Genomic DNA, 20,750 nt, shown 5'->3' with positions numbered 1-20,750 from the left:
TGTTTACTTTTCAAGGAGTTCGAGCGTAGAGAGCTTCTGCTTGATTGCACCCTGCAACATAGCCTGTGGCATCTCCATATTTTCTAAACGGAGTGTCTCAGCAAATGCCTGGTTATAGTATTCACGTGCCTTGGTATAGTTCTTCAATTCACGATAAGAGTCACCTATCATTACCATATAGTTGACACGGTCCATCACAGCATCTTCCTGTGACAAAGCTTTCTCAGCCCACTTGATAGCAACCTCATGATCCTTAGCCTTCAGACTCTTGCCTGCAGCCATGTAGAGGTTCTGTGCAGCCTTACCATAGTCGGCTGAACGGAGGTTATTCTCCATCTTGCCAAAATAGGTCTCCATAGCTTTCACATAGCCATTCACATCCTTGTTCTTATACAAGTTGTAGAGAGCATCAAAGTAGAGCTTAGCCTTCTCGTATGGAGTAATACCTGTCAAGCCAACAACCTCGTATGCCTTTGCATACTGGTTCTTAACTTTCTCTACATAGTCTTTATACTTCACGTTGCCATCTTTTGCCATATCCTCGGCAAAGATGTCGTTAGCCTCAACAATGTAGTAGGCAGGTGCCTTACCAAGTTTCTTCATCCAGTCATCAAGGTGGTCGTTCATAAGGTCAATCATATACTGCTTGTGCTCCTTATCTTCATCACCCTCCAATGTTAGAATGATACGATAATCATTCTCATTGATAAGCTTCAATGGTGCCTTAGCAGCTACATAGCTCTTATAAAGTTTCTGCAAACGTGTTACCCACTTGTCTGCATCCATACCCTCCTGCGCCTGCAAGAAAGATGGTGCCTTGAGAAGAAGTTGCTGCTGAACGTCAAGGTCGTTGTTATCAGCCTTGTACTTATTGTAAAGTTCCTCAAAACTTACACTCTCTCCAGCAGCAATCTTAGCAGCCTCCATGAGTTCATCCTTATCCATCGCACCTGTATTCACAGACAAGGCCTTACCATCTGGTGCAATGAAAGCTACTGTTGGATACGCTGCTACCTTATAGTTCTTAGCGATATCAACATTCTCACCTTTCTCTGCATCTAACTGCAGACTAATAAAGTGTTCATTGAAATACTTTCCAACTTCCTCTTGTGTGAAAACAGTCTTTGCCATCTTCTTACAAGGAACACACCACACTGCGTAGAAGTCAACAAACAGAATTTTATTCTCTTGCTTAGCTTTTACCAAAGCTTCACTGAAAGTTCCCTTAAAGAACTTAATACCATTTGCTGCTTCTGTACCCTGCTGTGCACGAAGCTGTACTGCCATCATCAAAAGAGATACAAGCAGTAAGATATATCTTCTTCTTTTCATATTTAATCTGTTTTTAATGGATTATTTTATTCAAACTATTTATAAAACTGTATCCTACTTACAGCATTGATTTTATTCGTATCTATCTTTTTAATACATGAGAGGAATACGCTTAAAGTCAATGCTGAACGTAGTATATACATCTACAATATACCTTTATCGAAATTACTCGACAGGCAGTTCATCATCTGTTACTACCACCTTAAAGATGTCTTCCAAGACTACCTCATGGTCTTGATTATACACCTTAAGAGAGAGACGATATCTGCCGTTTGCCAACTGTTGCGTAGCTTCTTGCGTAACGACAATCAGACCACCGGTCACAGAAATCTTACCCTCCTTATAAAGTTTCATAAACAACTGTGCTTGTTCCTGAGTGTCAGCCTTAACCCCTGACAATTCATAATTGATAGGGTTAGTACCAGCAACACCTTGAATACGTGTTGAAACGAATGGTAAGTTATTAATACCACGCTCACTCGTAGCATCAACATTATGAAAGGCATTAAGAGAGTCAGGAGTAAAAGATGCACCCGTTGTTCTCAGATAGCCAACATCCATTTTGCTGCATGATACCATAAAACCTATTGTAAAAGCCATAAGACACAGCAATGCAATTCCTTTCTTCATCTGTTTCATTTTTAAAAGTCGGTTAAGTTGAAGTCATAAACAAGTGAGTGCACCACTCCTGTGTTTGTTTCAATATTACATGAAGCAACGTCCGAGGTCTTGGTTGTCGTTGGAGAAACCAAGTGGATACGCAAGGCACCAGCACGCGGAACGCTGTTGTAAGACTCGCGGAATGTATAAATCCACAACTGATTTCCTGAAGCCATCTCAACAATCTCACCCCCCTTACCGATAGGTGTTGATGCATCAGACGACTTAACACCTTCCTTGAAATCATCAAGCATCACTCGCTTGTTAGGTAAAACACAATTTAAGATAAACTTCTTGCAATCTGCAACAGGAATATCTGAAACACTCGTCATTCCATTTTCAAAGAGGTAACGATTGATACTATGATTGGTAGGACCAAAGAAAGTGAAGTTCTTACCATACTGACTTGTACCTTGGAAAAGTGAAACCAAGTCAGCACGCTCAGCCATCACACAAAGAGAGTCCCAGTTATAGCTGTCGCGTTTGAAGTATTCCCACATCGTCATATCATGCTTACCATTAGCGAGACCTGTGTCGTCGAAATTATACTTGGTACAACTGGAGAGTACTCCCATTGTCAGACACACTGCTATTATATATATAATCTTTTTCATATATCAAACAATATGTTTATTGTAATATTCCTAACCCATTATTAGTTGTAAGCCTGCCAATATGGCTTCTGACGCAACTGGGTATTAATAACGTGTCCATCTTTATCCTGCCAAGCATCCTTTGGAAGTGGAAGGAAGAGTGCACCGCCCTGAATGTCTTGATTCGTCAGCAAACGGAACTTACCCTGTAATTCTTCTTTAACATAACCATTTCGGATAACATCTGCATAACGTGCATCATTCTCACCGATAAACTCCTTCTCTCTTTCAAGGAAGATAGCTTTCTTCAAACCTTCTGTATCATAGGTTGATGGATAAGTTAGTGCACCTGCACGTGAACGAATCACATTAAGATCAGCAATAGCCTTTGCATCGTTACCTAACTTCTGATAGCATTCTGCTCTCAAGAGATAGAAATCAGCAAGTCGCCAGTACACATAATCAGCATCTACCGTACGATAAGTCTTACCACTTGCAGAATACTGATCGGCATCCATAATTGCTTTTCTAAACTTATACATAATAGCATAATCCGTTCCATTTACCTCATGTGAGGTCCCCCATTGATAAAAGAATGCTTGCAAACGTTTATCAGTGGCATCTGGGAACAAAGACTCTACTGTTGAAGAATAAAGCTGATAGACACTATTTGAAGGTAGTTCTGCTAAAGTCTGATCTTCTCTAACAGGCCAACTCACAAAGTTCTGCGCCACCTCATTAGGAGAAACTACATTCTCTGAGCGTGTCTTATCAAAGTACAAGCTAAAGATTGCCTCTGGATTAGGAGACTTCTCATTAGACAGATACGTGCATAGTTCCTCTGGAGAAGAACAAAGCTGATAGTTACCAACCTGCCCAGCGATAAGTTGTGTTGAATAATCGATAGACTTCTGATAATCTTCCTGTGCATTACCCTTCAACTTATAAAGTTCTGTCACACTACCCTTCCACGCATAAATCTGCGCAAGTAAGGCTGCGGCGGTACCCTTTGAAGCTGTCTGACGATTAGTGATAGAAACACCATTCAAGTCTGTTAACTTATCCCATGTAGGCAAAATATCCAAAGCCTTCTTGGCATGTTCTATCGCAGCATTCAGCACATCACTCTGTGACGACAGAGAGTAAGGCTTTATCTCTGTAGAATTCTCTGTGACAATTGCCTCACCATAACGCTGAGCCAATAGGAAATAAGACAACCCAAGTGCAAATTCAGCTTGTCCTACATGATATTTCCGACGATCTTCTGCCAAGTCTTTTGTCTTATCTATATTATCAAGCAGGAGGTTAGCCTCAAAGATAATATCATAGAGACCCTTCCAAGAATACTCGCTTGTTATTACTGTTCGTGGATTCCACTCACGCAACTGCTTGCCATCAAGAATCTCGTCAGCTTTTATACCAGCTGTTGAAAGAACGTAGTTGTTACCTACAACAGTGTTGATATAATATAGAATAGAAGTGGTTGTCGCATTCAACTCTTTCTCTGTATTGAAGGAGTTGCTATAAGTCAATCCGTTCTCTGGCTGTAAGTCAAGGCTGCAAGAGGACAGAAGACACCCACATATTGAGAGCATTATAATCTTCTTCATTTCTATTAGAATTTTAAGTTGAGACCCAAAGTAACTTTTCTATTCAATGGATACTGTGTTCCATCATCCTTACCAGAATAAGGATTGATAACTTCTGGATCCACTCCTGAATAATTGGTAAGCAAGAACAAGTTCTCTCCACTGAGATAGACATTAGCATCTTTGATGAAAGAACCTTTCAACCATTTCTTTGGTATCTGATAGCCAATAACCAACTGCTTGAGTCGTAAGAAGCTAATATTCTCAATGTTAGAATCTACGTTACCATCAAACTGACCGACATAGTCCTTATCAGCAAACTCAAGTGATGGATACTTCGCATCTCTATTACTTGTTGTCCAGAAGTCACCAGCATGGAAGTAGTTCATGATTACACCAAAATCCTTTGTAAAAGTAAAGGCACTATTCTTATACATATTCATCACCTTACGGCTAATAGTATAGCTGAAAAGTACATCAAAGCTCAATCCCTTCCACTCTAAGTGGCTATTCAAACCACCATAAACTGCAGGAAGAGTACTACCAGCATAATAGAGGTCTTTATCATCAATCACTCCATCATAGTTCTGATCCTTAATCTTTCTTCCGCCCACACGCAATGGATTATTAATAGATTGGAAGTAAAGTGGAATCTGCTTACCTGAAGCATTAAGATACATTGGGATATCCTCTTCCTTCTGAACGATTCCCTCATCCTTGAAAGTATAGATACCATAGACTGGACGACCTAAGACTTTATCATTAAGGTCTTCCCCATTGTATGTCTTACGCAGCATGTTCTTATTGTGAGAAAGGTTAAAGCCTACACTCCAGTTCCAATTCTTCTTGCGTATAACATCATACTGAGCCTCAAACTCAATACCTTCATTAGAGATAGCAGATGCATTGTCCCACATATTTGTAGCAAGGAAAACATTACCTGGCAGATATGACTGCATCAACAGCTTACTTGAATACTTATAGTAATAATCAAGCTTAAATTTCAAACGATAATCCAACATCTGTAAGTCAAGTCCGAGGTCATACTGGTCACTCTCCTCCCAGGTCAACTTCTTATTAGCCATAGACTGTGGGATAAGACCCAACGAACCATTAAAGATGTTACTCTCTTCCATCACACCCAAAGCCAAGTAAGGCTCTTGGAACTTCTGTCCAGACTTACCCCAAGAAGCACGAAGTTTACCGAAACTTAACCACCAGAACTTCTTCATAAAGTGTTCTTCACTGAAAGCCCAGCCAAGACCTACAGAAGGGAATGTTCCCCAACGTACGTCCTTACCGAACACGCTTGAGCCGTCCGCACGGATAGAAAGCTCAGCCATATAACGTTTCTTATAGCTATAAGCAGCACGACCCAAGAAGCTGAGCAATGACTGCTCCTGCTGATTCGTTAGGAAACTCTGTGCAGCTCTTACCGTTCCACCATCATTGAAGAGAGAAGGCCATCCTTCACCTGCATACTTAATAGAGTTGGTAGGACCGCCCTTTGCAGTACCACTTAAGTTCTGCAACAGGTCGTAGTTATAAGTCATACCTGCCATCAACTCTAATTTATGCTCACTAGGTAATGCCAAGTTGTAAGTAAGAATATTCTCTGTCTGAATATTCGTCATTGCAATATTGGAAGCCTGAACCTCAGACTTCTTATCATACTTCAGATAATCAGGTGTAAATGTGTACACACGAGTGAAGTAATGGTCAAGTGAATAAGTAGAAGAGAACTTCAGACCCTTCAAGATGTTATAGTTCAAACCAACACTCAAACGAACATTATAATTTGAGTTAGTTTTATCAATATCCTTCAATTGCCTCAACGCCACTTGCTCAGCAATACTACCCTTACCAGGCAAGAGAGTTGATGTACGTTTCGGGTCGAATGTCAATCCCTGCACACGTCCTCCGTCTGCTCCTGCTTTCTGAGTAGCGTATGTAAGATTGATACGTGTGAAAGCACTCAACTTTGTTGACAAGTTGAAGTCAAGGTTACTCAACAAACTGAAACGACGGAAGTTAGAACTAATCATAATACCAGTCTCATCATAGACACCAGCATTAACCATATATCTAATATTGTCAGTACCACCAGCCAACAACATGTCAGCCTTCGTCACCTTACCTACACGGAAAGCATACTTCCACCAATTTGTTCTATTATTATAGAAGGTGTTAAGCGAATCTTGTGCTATAGCTGGCAATCGACGATCTGGATCTAAAACCCTACCATTACGCCATAAATAATCGTAAGCACCATCATTATCAGCATCCCAGCCGTATGAATCCTTATATGAACCTGGATAAATCAACTTATCCGTAATATAGTCATAGTGTGCGCCTCTTTGGTGTTTAGCAAGAAGAAGAGCAATATCACGTTCACCCTTACCTAGAGTCTGCATTGGTGTACTTGGCAACCAAGAAAGAGACTGTGAGAAGTTAAAGCTCACTTCAGAACGCCCAGACTTACCTTTCTTTGTTGTAATAAGAATAACACCATTACCTGCTCTTGATCCATAAAGTGATGCTGAAGCAGCATCCTTAAGAACCTGTACAGACTCAATACTTGAAGGATCGAGTCCTGACAACGGATTGATGCCACCCGTTGCATCTCCTGCACTACTTGACACAGGAATACCATCAATCACATAGAGCGGCGATCCATCATTGATACCTTTCTGATTAAGAGAGCTAAAACCACGAATAGTAATACGAGAACCACCACCACCAGGTGAGCCAGAGAGGTTGGTTACATCTACACCAGCCATACGCCCCTGCAAAAGATTCTCAATACTTGCAGTTGGAGCCTTCTGCAAATCTTCAACTTTAACAGAAGCCACAGCACCGACCTGCTCACGTGTGTTACGCTTACCATAAGCAACAACCGTTACCTCACCCATTGCAATAGCTGAAGAAGTCAAAATAACGTTCATTGCCTTACCAGCATGATACTTTAGCGTTTTAGCATCATATCCTACACTGGAAATGGTAAAAGTTCCCTCCTCCTTTTCTACAGGCATAGAAAAGTTTCCATCGATATCGGCAGTAACACCATTTGACGTACCCTTAATCTGTACAATGGCAAAAGGTACGCCCAACCCATCTTTGTCTTTTACAGTACCATGAACTATGTATTGTCCCTGTGTTGCGTTCTTCATTTTGAACACATCAATCACTTTACCATCAATATTATAAACAAAAGATGAGTGAGACAATAGCTTCTCCACAGCACTCAGTTCGTCTACATCTTCAAACGAAATCGTAAGAAGCAACGTGTCGTTCTTAACATCGTCTGAGTAATTAATTTGGTAGTCTCCCTTTGTAGAAATGAAATCCAAAATCTGAGCAACACTCTTATCCTTAAATGAAATCGAAAACTTCTTACCTGCTACTTGTGCAGAAGCAGGAGAATTCCACGAAAGCATCAGGATAAAAGTTGTCAGAAACACTAAAGAAGGAAACCTTCTTAAAGTTCTAAACATGCGTTGATGATACTTCATTGATTAGTCTTTATTGTTATTATTTTTGTATTAACTTATTAAAAGAATTAGATTTCCTCATAAATGTGTTCTCAATAAATACTACATAAAAAAGGTATTAATATTGATTACAATGCAAATGTACATAAATTTATTGAATATCAAAGTCAACTGAATATTAAAAAAGTAAAAGGACTATAGTTATCATGAACAATCTCCTTCTATCTCGGCAAAAGAAAAAGGTTAAAATATTATTGGTATCTTCTCTTCCAACTTTCAATGAGCCTATTCTTCTCCAAGATTTAACTGTATGTAGGAAAACATTGATAACTAAAGTTTATTAAACAAAAATTGAACCTGTTATTAAACAATATCTATTAAAAGCTATACTGAAATCCTATTGATCCGAACTCCTTAAACTGCCAAAACGCATAATGATTATCACGACTTACTCCATCATCAAAACGAGGGTAGATAAACACCTGGCTTGAGATATAACGATTGAAACGGAAGGTAAAGGTGTTTTCCCATTCCAACTCAGTACGTTTATAAGTAGAATAACCATACAACCTTGTCTTCCAAGTCAGCATTTCCATCAAGTTCCACTCTAAATCAACAGTGAATTCAGAACCAAAGTCATGTAGGAAATGTCTTCCATCTTCCATACCCAAACGATTAGTCAGCTCCAACATACGAGTGTATTTCATATTGTAAGCCAATGGTGCCAGATGGAAGTTACCCTTCAAACGATGGTCTAACCAATCTACCGAGTAATCCATACCGATAGAGAGGTTTAAGTTCAACGGAGCAGCAAAGGCAGAATAAATCTTTGGGTCATTCGAGCGATAAGAATGACTGAATTGTGTATTACCAATAAATTGTACCGTATAATACCAACGTTTTGTTGCTTGTAAACCAAGTTTAGAAGTAAGACGAATCAAGTCCTCTGTACTCTTGAAACTATGCAAAGAGTCAGAACGGCTACTTTGCAAACCATATTTCAATTCCAAACGATTCTCCCACTTCACCTTTTGTTTATTGTTATAATTGGCTTGCATCACTAGAGAAGCCAATGCAGAATAGTTGCTTTCGCCACCTTTATACCAGTTTCCTGAAACATAATTCTGCAAGAATTGTAAGGAATAATCACCACTAAAAGTCCAGAAATTAGGACGAGTCACCATAATTTCAACGGGAGCTGTCACTGGTTCTATAGGGCGTTCAGCGACCTTCTCAACTAATGTCACATCATGATGTATCGGTGTTTTAATATCATTTAACTTCGTCTGTTGCTGCTGTACCATACGATCGGTACCCTCGACAAGGTCGGGACGTGTTAAATAAAGATGCATCAATTCAGAATGAATAGGGTTTTCTTTTCTATCACGTGTAAACAAGCTTTCAGCAACATTATCATAATAGGTCAGCGGCATAAATAACCGCAGACCATCGCGACGAAATTTATACTCATGTCTTACTTTCGATACTTTACGTACTAAAATACTATCCTTTAGCAATCTTAAAGAATCAATGTATGCTTGGGCCTTATCCGTAAATGGCTGATCATCGCTTCGAACAGAAATAGGGCGTTGCACTTGAGCAATAGCTCCCAAGCCCATCATTACAAATAATATGATTAAAAAGTTCCGTTTCATCATACTTTAATATCAATGTGCAAACTTACTGTATTTTTTTTAATTTTCATCCCTATTTACAGAAAAACTTAGCCATTACGAAAAATTATCTACACAAAAACTTCTGCCCCACACCATGATAGAATACTGTATGCCCTATGAAGGAATCATGTTGGTAATTAGTCATAGAGCCTAAAATATTGTCAAAAAATATAGTCTTCAACTAAACACAAATCCAAATTGACCTTAGTTTTAATGTGCTTAACTCACATTAAATCCCTACCCTTACATACACAGCAATAGTGTTAACCATCCGCACATGTGGTGCATACCATCCGCACCATCAGTGTTAAGCACCAGCACCACATGTGCTAAGCACCCGCACCAAACTTGTAGAATATCAACACACAACCCACACGTTTCGTTATAGAGCCGTATTACTTTACTGTGATATCAATTATCACAACACTTTTTGAAGATTTAAAGAATGATTTATGAGTTGTTTTAAAGATTAAATTTATAACCTACCGACATCTCAATTACCCTCTTACGAGCAGAGTTGCCTTCCTTGTAAATATTAAATACGCCCACATGATATAATGCTCCTAAAACAACATTCTTGTACTCATAGCTTACGCCAATAGGTATAGAAAGACCAATCTTGCGCATCCTTTTCTTTATATCAATGGTAAACTCATCCTCAGAGAAGTTAGACTTTTTACCCTCTCTATCCACATCAAACGACTGTTGTACTTCATGACTTTTTGCACCAAGTAACAAAGTTGGCTCTACACCTGCCTTTACTAAAAATCCTGGTAATAGATAACTATGGATTAAAATCGGCATAGCAACATAATTCATTCGCAAATTACGATTATATACTACAGAGTTCTTCCCTTTATCATCTTTAAACTTACAACCTGCTTGAACAAAAGATAAACCGGCTGAAACGCCAACAACATCTGATGCTTGATACATCACATCTGCTCCGCCAATAAAGCCTAATAATGTATAGGGCTTAACCTCCGCAACCTCATTATCAGTAATTTCATAAATACCGGACCCACCTAATAAAGAAGAAAATGACACTCCCACATGCGGTGTTACTGACCATGTACCCGGCTTATTCTGTGCTATTGATACCAAAGTTGATGTAACTAATACGATTAGAATAGCTATTCGTTTCATAAGTTTGGTTATATATTTTGTTAAAGATTATATAAGTTAAACGTTGTTTGCATAACTTTATTGCAAAGCACATACTTTTTGTCAATAATAGGATTTTATCACCTTTCAACTAAGTCCATTCATAATCATAAAAAAGGAGACATTAGATGTCTCTACAACAATTTAAGATAGAATATAACCTAATCCCTTTAAATCTATCAATCACATCACCCCATCCTTTTCTTCTAAAGTAATCTGCTCATAAGTTTCACATTTTTATCTCTAAATAAAGCATAATTTCTTTTGTCGTTATCTTATTTTGCAGTAACTTTGCAGCAACTTTGGTGTATTATACCTTATTAAAGAAATGGCAAAAAAAAGAAACAAAGCCCGCAGCCATCATAGCCTGCAGGTTATTACATTATGTATCAGTACAGCTATGGTGCTGATGCTGATTGGTATGGTTGTACTTACAGGCTTTACCAGTCGTAATCTAAGTTCTTATGTGAAAGAGAATCTTACAATCACTATGATTCTCCAGCCCGATATGAACACTGAGGAGAGCTCCGCTCTCTGTCAGCGTATTCGCAACCTACAATATATCAACAGCTTGAACTTTATCAGTAAAGAACAGGCTTTGAAGGAAGGAACACGTGAGTTGGGTGCCAACCCTGCTGAGTTTGCAGGCGAAAATCCGTTTACGGGTGAGATAGAAGTACAATTGAAGGCGAACTATGCTAACAATGATTCTATCCGTAACATTGTTCAGCAGCTACGTACTTATCGTGGTGTGAGTGACATCACTTATCCACAGAGTTTAGTAGAAAGCGTCAACCACACATTGGGTAAGATTAGTTTGGTACTTCTAGTTATTGCCGTCTTGCTCACCATTGTTTCTTTCTCATTGATTAACAACACAATTCGTTTGAGCATCTATGCACGCCGCTTCTCAATTCACACGATGAAGCTTGTTGGTGCTTCATGGAATTTCATTCGTGCACCATTTTTGCGTCGAGCAGTATTAGAGGGACTTGTGTCGGCATTGTTGGCAATTGCAGTCTTGGGTGTTGGGATGTGTTTCCTCTACGATTATGAGCCTGAGATTACAAAAGTATTGTCATGGGAGACATTGGTTATCACAGCACTCGTCATGTTAGCCTTTGGTGTGATTATAGCCACTTTCTGCTCATGGTTATCAGTAAACAAATTCCTGCGCATGAAGGCAGGCGACTTATATAAGATTTAAGGGAAAGAAAAAGGGGAAAAGAAAAAGACTTTTGATGGATACAAACGTGTTGTATAATTCATCTCAAGTTCTTTTGACCTCATCCTTCTGAACTTTGCAACTAGAAACAATATGGACAAAAGAAATTTAGCTTTTGGTAAGACCAACTTTATCTTATTGGGTATAGGTTTTGCCGTTATTATCATCGGCTTCATCCTTATGAGCGGTGGGGCATCAACAGAGACCGCATTCGATGCGAACATTTTCGATGCACGCCACATCACAATAGCACCAATTGTTACCTTCATTGGTTTTGTCTCTATCATTGGTGCGATACTCTATCAGCCAAAAGGTTCTAAAGAAGTGGAGGAATAATGACACTTTTACAGACGATTATTATCTCTATTGTCGAAGGACTGACGGAGTTCCTTCCTGTGTCATCTACGGGTCACATGATTATTACTCAGAAACTTTTAGGTGTCCCAGCAGGCGATGAATTTGTACATGCCTTCACATTCATCATACAGTTTGGTGCAATCCTCTCTGTGGTATGTCTATATTGGAAACGCTTTTTCCAAATCGATCGCACACCAGTACCAGCTGATGAGAAGTCTAAATTCAAAAGATTTATCCACCCTATACGCTTCTATTGGTTGCTATTTGTTGGGTTCGTCCCAGCAATTATAATTGGTCTACCAGCTAAGAAGAGCGGTCTACTTGATTGGTTGCTTGAATCTGTATGGATGGTTGCAATAATGCTCGTAGTGGGTGGTATATTCATGCTCTACTGTGACAAGATCTTTAACAAAGGAAAAGAAGAAAACCAGATAACAGAGAAACGTGCTTTCCGCATTGGTCTTTTCCAGTGCTTATCTCTCATTCCTGGCACAAGCCGCTCTATGGCAACCATCGTGGGTGGTATGGCAAGTGGGTTAACACGCAAACGCGCAGCTGAATTCTCATTCTTCCTTGCGGTACCAACTATGGCTGGTGCAACTGTACTTGACTTATATGACTTATTAAATAGTGACAGTTCTTGGGCTTCAGCTCACAACCTTACAATGCTCGCTGTAGGCTGTGTTGTATCATTTATCGTTGCGCTATTGGCAATGAAATGGTTCGTTAACTTCCTTGCAAAATATGGTTTCAAGTGGTTCGGTTGGTATCGTATCATCGTTGGTGTTATCATTATTATAATGCTGCTCTGTGATATTCCACTGAATATGGTTGACTAATCTTATATATTTATTGTCCTAATGAACTTCAAAGAAGGAGTAATCATCCCGATTGACAAGCCCTACGGAATAACCAGTTTCAAAGCATTGGCACACGTACGTTACCTTTGTACACAGGCGAATGACGGAAAGGTAAAGATTGGTCATGCTGGTACATTAGACCCTTTGGCTACAGGAGTACTCATCCTTGCTACGGGTAAGATGACAAAACAGATTGAAACCTTGCAGACACATACAAAGGAATATACAGCTACTCTTCAGTTGGGAGCAACTACACCAAGCTACGATATGGAGCATGAGGTGAATGAAACCTTCCCGACAGAACATATCACAAGAGAACTGATAGACGCAACACTTCCTCAGTTTATGGGTGATATTGAGCAGGTTCCACCAACATATAGCGCTGTTAAGGTAGATGGTAAGCGTGCTTTCGACTATCGACGAAAAGGCAAGGATGTTACGTTAAAACCTAAGAACATTCGCATTGATGAGATAGAAGTATTAGACTTCGATACAGAGAAGATGCAACTATCAATTCGTGTAGTCTGCGGTAAAGGTACTTATATCCGCGCATTGGCACGCGACCTTGGTCGAGCAGTGAATAGTGGAGCCTATCTTACAGCATTGCGCCGCACACGTGTTGGAGATGTAAAAGTGGAAGACTGTGTCAATTATGACCAGTTTGAAGCATGGCTCCAACAACAAACAATAGAAAAATAACAAACTCCCCAAAATAGAAATATGAAGCTTTCACAGTTTAAATTCAACTTGCCTAAAGCGCAGGTAGCCTTATACCCACATTCATCTGAGCGTGTACTGACACGTACTGATGGCAGCACACAGACCTTTACCGTTACACGTCGTGACGAAGGAAGATTGATGGTGTTACACCGTAAGTCTGGAAAGATTGATATGTTTAAGGGTGAGGTCAATGGTGAACCAAAGGAAGAAGACTACATTCGCTTCAAAGATGTATTCAATTACTTTGATGAAGGTGACGCTTTTATCTTCAATGATACTAAGGTTTTCCCTGCTCGTCTGTATGGAACAAAGGAGAAGACGGATGCAAAGATTGAGGTATTCCTTCTTCGTGAGTTGAATCAGGAGATGCGTCTTTGGGACGTATTGGTTGAGCCTGCACGTAAGATTCGCATTGGAAACAAGCTTTTCTTTGATGAGTCGGGCACAATGGTAGCTGAGGTTATTGACAACACAACATCTCGTGGCCGTACACTTCGCTTCCTTTACGACTGTCCTCACGATGAGTTTAAACGTGAGTTGTTTGCTTTAGGAGAAGCTCCATTACCACGCTACATCATCGACAATCGTCCAAAGAAAGACGGGGAAGAGTTTGCACACGCAACGGCTGACGATATGGAACAGTTCCAGTCTGTTTTTGCGAAGAACGAAGGTGCAGTCTCTGCACCTGGAACAAACATCCATTTCTCTGAACATATGATGAAGATGATGGATATCAAAGGTATCAAGAAAGCCTTCATCACCCTACACTGTGGATTAGGCAACTTCCATGACATTGAAGTGGAAGACCTTACAAAACACAAGATGGATTCAGAGGAAATGCACATCAATGCCGATGCTTGTCGTATTGCCAATAGTGCTAAACAGGCAGGACATCGCCTTTGTGCCGTCGGTGCGAGTGTTGTTAAGGCTACAGAGACTGCCGTTGGTACTGATGGTATGCTGAAGGAGTATGATGGTTGGACTAACGAATTCATCTTCCCACCTTACAATTTTGGTTTTGCAGATTGTATGCTGGTCAACTTCTATCATCCTTATTCAACATTATTGATGGAAACAGCAGCCTTCGGAGGTTATGATCTTGTGATGGAAGCATATGACAAAGCGGTAAAGAATGGTTATATGTTTGGTTGCTTCGGTGACTCATTGTTGATTCTCAACGATTAATATGCACATAGTTTACTTATCCCTCGGCACAAATCTTGGCAATAGAAAGGCTATTATGCACGAGGCGATAGCATTGATAGAAAAAAAGATTGGCACAGTTTTGCGCCAATCTTCTTTTCATGAAACGGAGCCTTGGGGGTTTGAGAGTCCTAATCTCTTCCTCAATGCCTGTGTTTGTGTTTCCACATCGCTTGCCCCTCGACAGCTATTAGAGGTAACACAAACCATAGAAATAGAGATGGGACGAGTAAAAAAGTCAGTCAATGCACAATATACAGACCGTATCATTGATATTGATATTCTGCTTTATGATAAGCTAAATATCAATGAACCTGACCTAATTATTCCCCACCCTTTAATGAAAGAACGTGACTTTGTAATGCTTCCTTTAAAAGAAATTTGGGAAGAATAAAGCATCAACCTAAAAGGAAACAAGTCAAATCTACCTATTTCAAAAACTTCTAAACTTATAGAGCCTGATATTAAATATAACAAACCAATATAATTGACTAATAAGATAAACAAATGAAAAGAAACTTATTATTAGTGCTAACTGTTTTTACTAACATTCTACTTACTAATGCAGAACCCATCACCAAAGTGCGCGCTTTGAGTATAGCAACTAAATACATCAACAACCCAAAACTATCGAACGATACTCCCAAAACCCGCTCATCACAAGCTAATGAGCAACCTGCCTATTACATTTTTACTAATCCAAACGACAAGAAATTCGTTATTATCTCTGGAGAAAGTAAACTCAACGAACTCGTGGGTTATGGAGATAAGATGACAGAAAACCCCAACGACCAGCCCCCATACTTTAAACTGTTCTTAAAGGAATATGAACGTATTGTAAAAGAAGTGCGTTCTAAAGCTACAGCTACTACCCCACAGCGTCCTATCAAACGAAAGGTAGAACCCTTGCTTACTTGTAAGTGGAACCAGTATGACCCTTTCAATAAGTACACCCCACTAAGTAATGGACAGCATACACCTACGGGTTGTGTTGCAACAGCCACAGCACAGGTGATGTTCTACAACAAATGGCCTAAGAATCGACCACAAGACTATATAGCATCAACTGGTGATGATGCTAAGAAAAGTGCTACTTATTGGTGGGATGAGATGAAGAACACGACTAATGAGATGAGAACAGAACAATCTCGACAAGCCGTTGGCGTGTTGATGTATGATATTGGTAAGGCTGTACACATGAGATACTACATTAAAGGAAGTGACTCAAATTTACAGCGTGCCTGCAATGCACTTCGAGACAAATTCGACTATACCGTACGCTATCTTGACAAAAACTTCCTTCCTGCCAATGAATTCATTAATGAGGTGATGCAAGAAATCTCAGATGGATATCCAGTCTTAGTAGTAGGTGGTCCTCATGCCTTCGTTTATGATGGCTATGATGAACAGGGGCTCATTCATACCAACTGGGGCTGGGGAGGCGAAAACGATGGATACTTCGATATCAACTTAGTTACCCTTAATGTTTCAGGCTTTGCGCTCAATAGCGGAACATTCTGGGACGATATATCAGTTGTCTTTGCCCATCCTAACGACGGCAAGGCTATTCCTTTTAAGGATATCGAGCGCGGATTAGATGCAAGAACCACCACATCGCTCACAGTTAATAAGACAGAAGCAAACCGTCCTGAAAGTTTCAGTGCAAAGATTGAGAAGTTAGGATCGTATAGTTCGGTGAAAGGTGAACTTGGTGTATTCACCGGAAAGGTAGCACTTGCCCTCTATAATGAGCAGAATAAACAAGTAAAAATATTTAACTCAACTGCTGGCGACCAAACATGGGCATCCATCTTTACTTCCATGTCCTTTGATATTGCTGACATTAACTTTAAGGGTATTGCTGACGGAAACTATCGTTTAGTACCAGTATCCTCTGAGATGCTCGATACCAAGACGAAGGAACACGGTGACTGGAAGCCAATCAATCACGCCAATGAGATAGAAGTAAAACTCACTGCAGATGCAGTACAGCTCAATACAAACAACCCAAAGGATGTGGTTGTTATTGAAAAGGCTCCAAGCCTACTTGCACCTTACTATGAGGGTTCTGGATTTAAAGGTGCATACAGTTTCACGATGTACAACCCTGGACGTGAAGAGGTACGTGGCGAACTTGTAATGACACTTACAAATCAAGAGACAAAGAAAGAATATAATGGTTATCTACTTACTCCAAACGTTGTTGCACAACGTCTTGGACGAACCACATTTGTCATTAATATGCTTCCACTATATTACAACAAACCAAGTTTAGGTAACCTTCCAAGAGGTAAATATGACGTCACATTATCTATAAAGGTCAATCGAAAAGGAACAGAAACCATTGTTCCTATTGACATGAAAGAGCCATTCGAAATTGAGGTTCTACCTTATGTCAATAATGGAAATATTGAATTAACTTTCCTCGACTACTATGCGGATGGTGAATACGCTAATTACAGCACCTTCCAACTTAAGAAGATTAAGAATATCAGTCTGCAAGTACATTCAAGAGTTTCTGGCTATCAGATAAGAAATGGTTATCGTGGACCTATCCATTACCGCCTACTTGATTTGACAAGTAATAAGTGGATTGAATTGGGAACAATCCGTAATGTTTATCTCCCTTGTGATGTAGACAACAATGCAGCCCAAACACGTATCACATTCTCTACTTCACTGTTAGAGCCTAACCATTCATATGAAATACATGTAGAGCTTGAGCGAGACGGACAACGACAAGATACATGGAACCCACTTGTACTACGCAACGTCTTCAACACCATCAGTGACTTAGATACACCTACTAGAATCAATTCAGTCAATAATAACCAGAATACTGCAAAGAACATCTTTACACTGCAAGGTAGTCGCTTGTCAAAAACTTGGAAAGAACTCCCAGCTGGCATCTATATCATTGATGGAAAGAAAATGATTAAGAAATAGGCAAAAAGACTATCTGCACAACAAATACGGATAATATTGAGTTTCCAAACTCCTACAAAAAGATTAAAAGCCAAGTCGGTCATTGTGTATTATATCATAATATGCGACGACCGATTTTCTATTAAGGTAAATCATACCGTAATTACCAATCACTTTGTATTTTTTTTACTATAGCAGATTTTATTAAAGCTTAATAGTATTCGAGTTAACGCCCTTTTGCAAGCCAACAAAGCACCCATTTGCTAACCACACTTGTATCTCCTCAATACAAAAGAGTTACAAAAGTGCGTAAAAAAACCATTTTGTGCTGTTTTTCTGCTATAACATCAAGAGGTGATGTGAATAAAAACCAGAGTTTTTAAAACTTTTAGAGAAGCCCTCTTACACAAACATCCTAACACTTAGAATGTTGAGATAATAAAAAAAGCAAACAAAACTATCTCATAAGAACAAATAGATGAGATAGCAAAAGGCAAAGAAAAAAGGTAAAAATGTAAAGTATGGATAAACCAACTTTGACTTTCTTACCTTTTATTTTTTAGCTTTCAGAAATCTTACTTACGGAGACCCAAAGCCTTGATGATTGCACGATAGCGCTCAATGTCACGATCGTAGAGGTAATCGAGCAATGCACGACGCTTACCAACGAGCTGTGTCAATGAACGAGTTGTAACGTAGTCCTTACGGTTCTTCTTTACGTGCTCGGTCAAGTGCTTGATACGATAAGAGAAAAGTGCAATCTGGCTCTCAGCTGAACCTGTGTCAGTTGTGCTCTGTTCCTTACCATACTGTGCGAAGATTTCTGCCTTCTTTGTCTTGTCTAAATACATAATTTTGTTTTGATTAATGTGATTTGCAATTACATCTTTCCGTCGTTAGCCGCCTTAATCACAACGGGTTACGACATCAAATGCATCGGACGCTCCGAAAATTCTGTGCAAAGTTACAACTTTTTATTGGAACCACAAACGTTTTCCATTTTTTATTCGTAATTTTGCAGCATAAATTTAGCGTAAGCTTTTTAAGGTATTTCAATGCAAGATATTCGTAACATCGCAGTTATTGCGCACGTTGACCACGGTAAGACAACCTTGGTTGACAAGATGATGCTCGCTGGAAAACTTTTCCGTGACGGACAAGACAACAGCGGAGAAGTTCTCGACTCTAATGATTTGGAGCGCGAGCGAGGGATAACAATTCTGAGTAAGAATGTAAGTATTAATTGGAAAGGAGTAAAAATCAACATCCTCGACACACCAGGCCACTCTGACTTCGGTGGAGAGGTTGAGCGTGTATTGAACATGGCAGACGGCTGTCTGCTGCTCGTAGATGCTTTTGAAGGTCCTATGCCGCAGACACGTTTTGTGCTACAAAAGGCCCTTCAGCTTGGTTTGAAACCAGTTGTTGTGATCAACAAGGTAGATAAACCTAACTGCCGCCCAGAAGAAGTCTATGAGATGGTGTTCGACCTCATGTGTGACCTCAATGCCACAGAAGACCAGTTGAACTTCCCAGTTGTCTATGGTTCAGCTAAAAATGGGTGGATGAGTGAGGACTGGAAGAAACCAACTGATAACATTGAATATCTACTCGACCTCATCATTGAGGCTATTCCTGCTCCTAAACAGCTTGAGGGAACACCACAGATGTTAATTACATCTTTGGACTATTCAAGCTACACGGGACGTATTGCTGTTGGTCGTGTACATCGTGGCACACTTAGAGACGGACAAAACGTTACCATCTGTCACCGTGACGGAACCCAAGAACGTACAAAAATCAAGGAGCTTCATACCTTCGAGGGTATGGGACATAAGAAGACTGATGCTGTAGATTCAGGCGACATTTGTGCTGTGATTGGTCTGGAGAAGTTTGAGATTGGCGACACTATTGCTGACTTTGAGAACCCAGAGCCACTGCCACCTATCGCTGTTGATGAGCCAACAATGAGTATGCTCTTCACCATCAACGACTCTCCCTTCTTCGGAAAAGAAGGTAAGTTCTGTACTTCTCGCCACATTAGCGACCGTTTGAGCAAGGAACTTGAGAAAAACCTCGCACTCCGTGTACTTCCTATGGAGGATTCAATGGATAAGTGGATTGTTAGTGGACGTGGCGTACTCCATCTCTCTGTCCTCATTGAGACTATGCGTCGCGAAGGCTATGAGTTGCAGGTAGGTCAGCCACAGGTAATCTATAAGGAGATTGATGGTCAGAAATGTGAGCCTATTGAGGAACTGACTATCAATGTTCCAACCGACTTCTCAAGTAAGATGATTGACATGGTAACCCGTCGTAAGGGTGACCTTCTCGGTATGGATGCTGAGGGTGAGCGTGTGAACATCACCTTTGAGATACCATCACGTGGTATCATTGGTCTGCGTACCAACGTCTTAACAGCCAGCCAGGGTGAAGCTATCATGGCACACCGTTTCAAAGATTATCAACCATTCAAGGGCGAAATCGTACGTCGTACAAATGGTTCAATGATTGCATTAGAGGCTGGTACTGCCTACGCTTACGCTATCGATAAGTTGCAGGATCGTGGTAAGTTCTTCATTGATTCAGGTGAGGAAGTTTATGGCGGACAGGTTGTTGGTGAGCATGTTCACGACAACGACCTCGTTATCAACGTTACTAAAGCTAAACAATTGACCAACGTTCGTGCATCTGGCTCTGACGAAAAGGCACGCGTTATCCCTAAGACCGAGATGAGTCTTGAAGAATGTCTTGAGTACATAAAAGGCAACGAGTATGTTGAGGTAACTCCAAAGAACATTCGTATGCGTAAGATTACGCTCGATCATAATGATCGTAAGCGTGAGAGTAAAGAATAGACATCTAACTAATAATAAGTTAGAAAGGCGGCTATCCACAACGGATAGCCGCCTTTTTTCTTTAACCCATGTCAATTAGACAAACTTTTTTCCTAAA

At 40.0% G+C, this 20,750-nt stretch carries 16 protein-coding genes; 8 read left to right on the top strand and 8 right to left on the bottom strand.

From position 1 onward, the window contains the following. Positions 1–3: 3 nt before the first annotated feature. The 7 genes from J4856_RS07785 to J4856_RS07755 all read right to left on the bottom strand — a co-directional run bounded on the left by J4856_RS07785 (position 4) and on the right by J4856_RS07755 (position 10,487). A complete protein-coding gene (locus J4856_RS07785; protein ID WP_025837293.1) occupies positions 4–1,332 on the bottom strand; it encodes a thioredoxin fold domain-containing protein in 1,329 nt (442 codons plus the stop codon). A gap of 165 nt (positions 1,333–1,497) precedes the next feature. Next, on the bottom strand, positions 1,498–1,971 hold the full coding sequence (locus tag J4856_RS07780) for a hypothetical protein (protein ID WP_065367830.1): 474 nt from the start codon (positions 1,969–1,971) through the stop codon (positions 1,498–1,500). 2 nt (positions 1,972–1,973) lie between these two features. Beyond that, positions 1,974–2,606, bottom strand: a complete 633-nt coding sequence (locus J4856_RS07775; protein ID WP_025837295.1) for a fasciclin domain-containing protein — start codon at positions 2,604–2,606, stop codon at positions 1,974–1,976. A 41-nt stretch (positions 2,607–2,647) separates the two neighbouring features. After that, positions 2,648–4,195: a RagB/SusD family nutrient uptake outer membrane protein gene (locus J4856_RS07770; protein WP_025837297.1), complete on the bottom strand. Its 1,548-nt coding sequence runs from the start codon at positions 4,193–4,195 to the stop codon at positions 2,648–2,650. 5 nt (positions 4,196–4,200) lie between these two features. Next, on the bottom strand, positions 4,201–7,686 hold the full coding sequence (locus tag J4856_RS07765) for a SusC/RagA family TonB-linked outer membrane protein (protein WP_025837299.1): 3,486 nt from the start codon (positions 7,684–7,686) through the stop codon (positions 4,201–4,203). A 356-nt stretch (positions 7,687–8,042) separates the two neighbouring features. Next, positions 8,043–9,320 carry a DUF3078 domain-containing protein gene (locus tag J4856_RS07760; RefSeq protein WP_065367880.1) on the bottom strand — a complete coding sequence of 426 codons (1,278 nt, stop codon included), beginning with the start codon at positions 9,318–9,320 and terminating at the stop codon, positions 8,043–8,045. A gap of 483 nt (positions 9,321–9,803) precedes the next feature. Further along, entirely contained in the window at positions 9,804–10,487 is a 684-nt protein-coding gene (locus J4856_RS07755; RefSeq protein WP_025837300.1) for a porin family protein, read from the bottom strand. A gap of 346 nt (positions 10,488–10,833) precedes the next feature. On the opposite strand from J4856_RS07755, the gene J4856_RS07750 reads away from it, so the two are divergent. From J4856_RS07750 to J4856_RS07720, 7 genes are all read left to right on the top strand, one after another. Next, the gene (locus J4856_RS07750; RefSeq protein ID WP_025837304.1) at positions 10,834–11,712 is read left to right on the top strand and encodes a cell division protein FtsX; all 879 of its coding nucleotides are present in this window, start codon (positions 10,834–10,836) and stop codon (positions 11,710–11,712) included. A 111-nt stretch (positions 11,713–11,823) separates the two neighbouring features. Beyond that, positions 11,824–12,066: a DUF3098 domain-containing protein gene (locus J4856_RS07745; RefSeq protein WP_025837306.1), complete on the top strand. Its 243-nt coding sequence runs from the start codon at positions 11,824–11,826 to the stop codon at positions 12,064–12,066. Next, complete coding sequence (locus J4856_RS07740) at positions 12,066–12,926, top strand: undecaprenyl-diphosphate phosphatase (RefSeq protein ID WP_025837308.1); 861 nt, start codon at positions 12,066–12,068, stop codon at positions 12,924–12,926. The genes J4856_RS07745 and J4856_RS07740 overlap by 1 nt, the downstream gene beginning before the upstream one ends. A 21-nt stretch (positions 12,927–12,947) precedes the next feature. Further along, complete coding sequence (gene truB / locus J4856_RS07735; RefSeq protein ID WP_025837310.1) at positions 12,948–13,646, top strand: tRNA pseudouridine(55) synthase TruB; 699 nt, start codon at positions 12,948–12,950, stop codon at positions 13,644–13,646. 21 nt (positions 13,647–13,667) lie between these two features. Next, entirely contained in the window at positions 13,668–14,852 is a 1,185-nt protein-coding gene (locus J4856_RS07730; protein WP_025837311.1) for an S-adenosylmethionine:tRNA ribosyltransferase-isomerase, read from the top strand. Position 14,853: 1 nt separating this feature from the next. Continuing rightward, complete coding sequence (folK, locus tag J4856_RS07725) at positions 14,854–15,264, top strand: 2-amino-4-hydroxy-6-hydroxymethyldihydropteridine diphosphokinase (RefSeq protein ID WP_025837313.1); 411 nt, start codon at positions 14,854–14,856, stop codon at positions 15,262–15,264. Positions 15,265–15,377: 113 nt separating this feature from the next. Beyond that, positions 15,378–17,816 (top strand): C10 family peptidase, encoded by a 2,439-nt coding sequence (locus J4856_RS07720; RefSeq protein ID WP_065367831.1) that lies wholly within the window; start codon positions 15,378–15,380, stop codon positions 17,814–17,816. A 554-nt stretch (positions 17,817–18,370) separates the two neighbouring features. Here J4856_RS07720 and rpsO read toward each other — a convergent pair. Beyond that, the gene (gene rpsO / locus J4856_RS07715; protein ID WP_025837315.1) at positions 18,371–18,646 is read right to left on the bottom strand and encodes a 30S ribosomal protein S15; all 276 of its coding nucleotides are present in this window, start codon (positions 18,644–18,646) and stop codon (positions 18,371–18,373) included. A gap of 204 nt (positions 18,647–18,850) precedes the next feature. On the opposite strand from rpsO, the gene typA reads away from it, so the two are divergent. Further along, positions 18,851–20,653 carry a translational GTPase TypA gene (typA, locus tag J4856_RS07710; RefSeq protein WP_025837317.1) on the top strand — a complete coding sequence of 601 codons (1,803 nt, stop codon included), beginning with the start codon at positions 18,851–18,853 and terminating at the stop codon, positions 20,651–20,653. Positions 20,654–20,750 lie beyond the last annotated feature (97 nt).

It is taken from the genome of Prevotella scopos JCM 17725, assembly GCF_018127785.1.
GTDB lineage: Bacteria > Bacteroidota > Bacteroidia > Bacteroidales > Bacteroidaceae > Prevotella > Prevotella scopos.
This window is presented reverse-complemented; position numbering and strand designations above follow the sequence as displayed.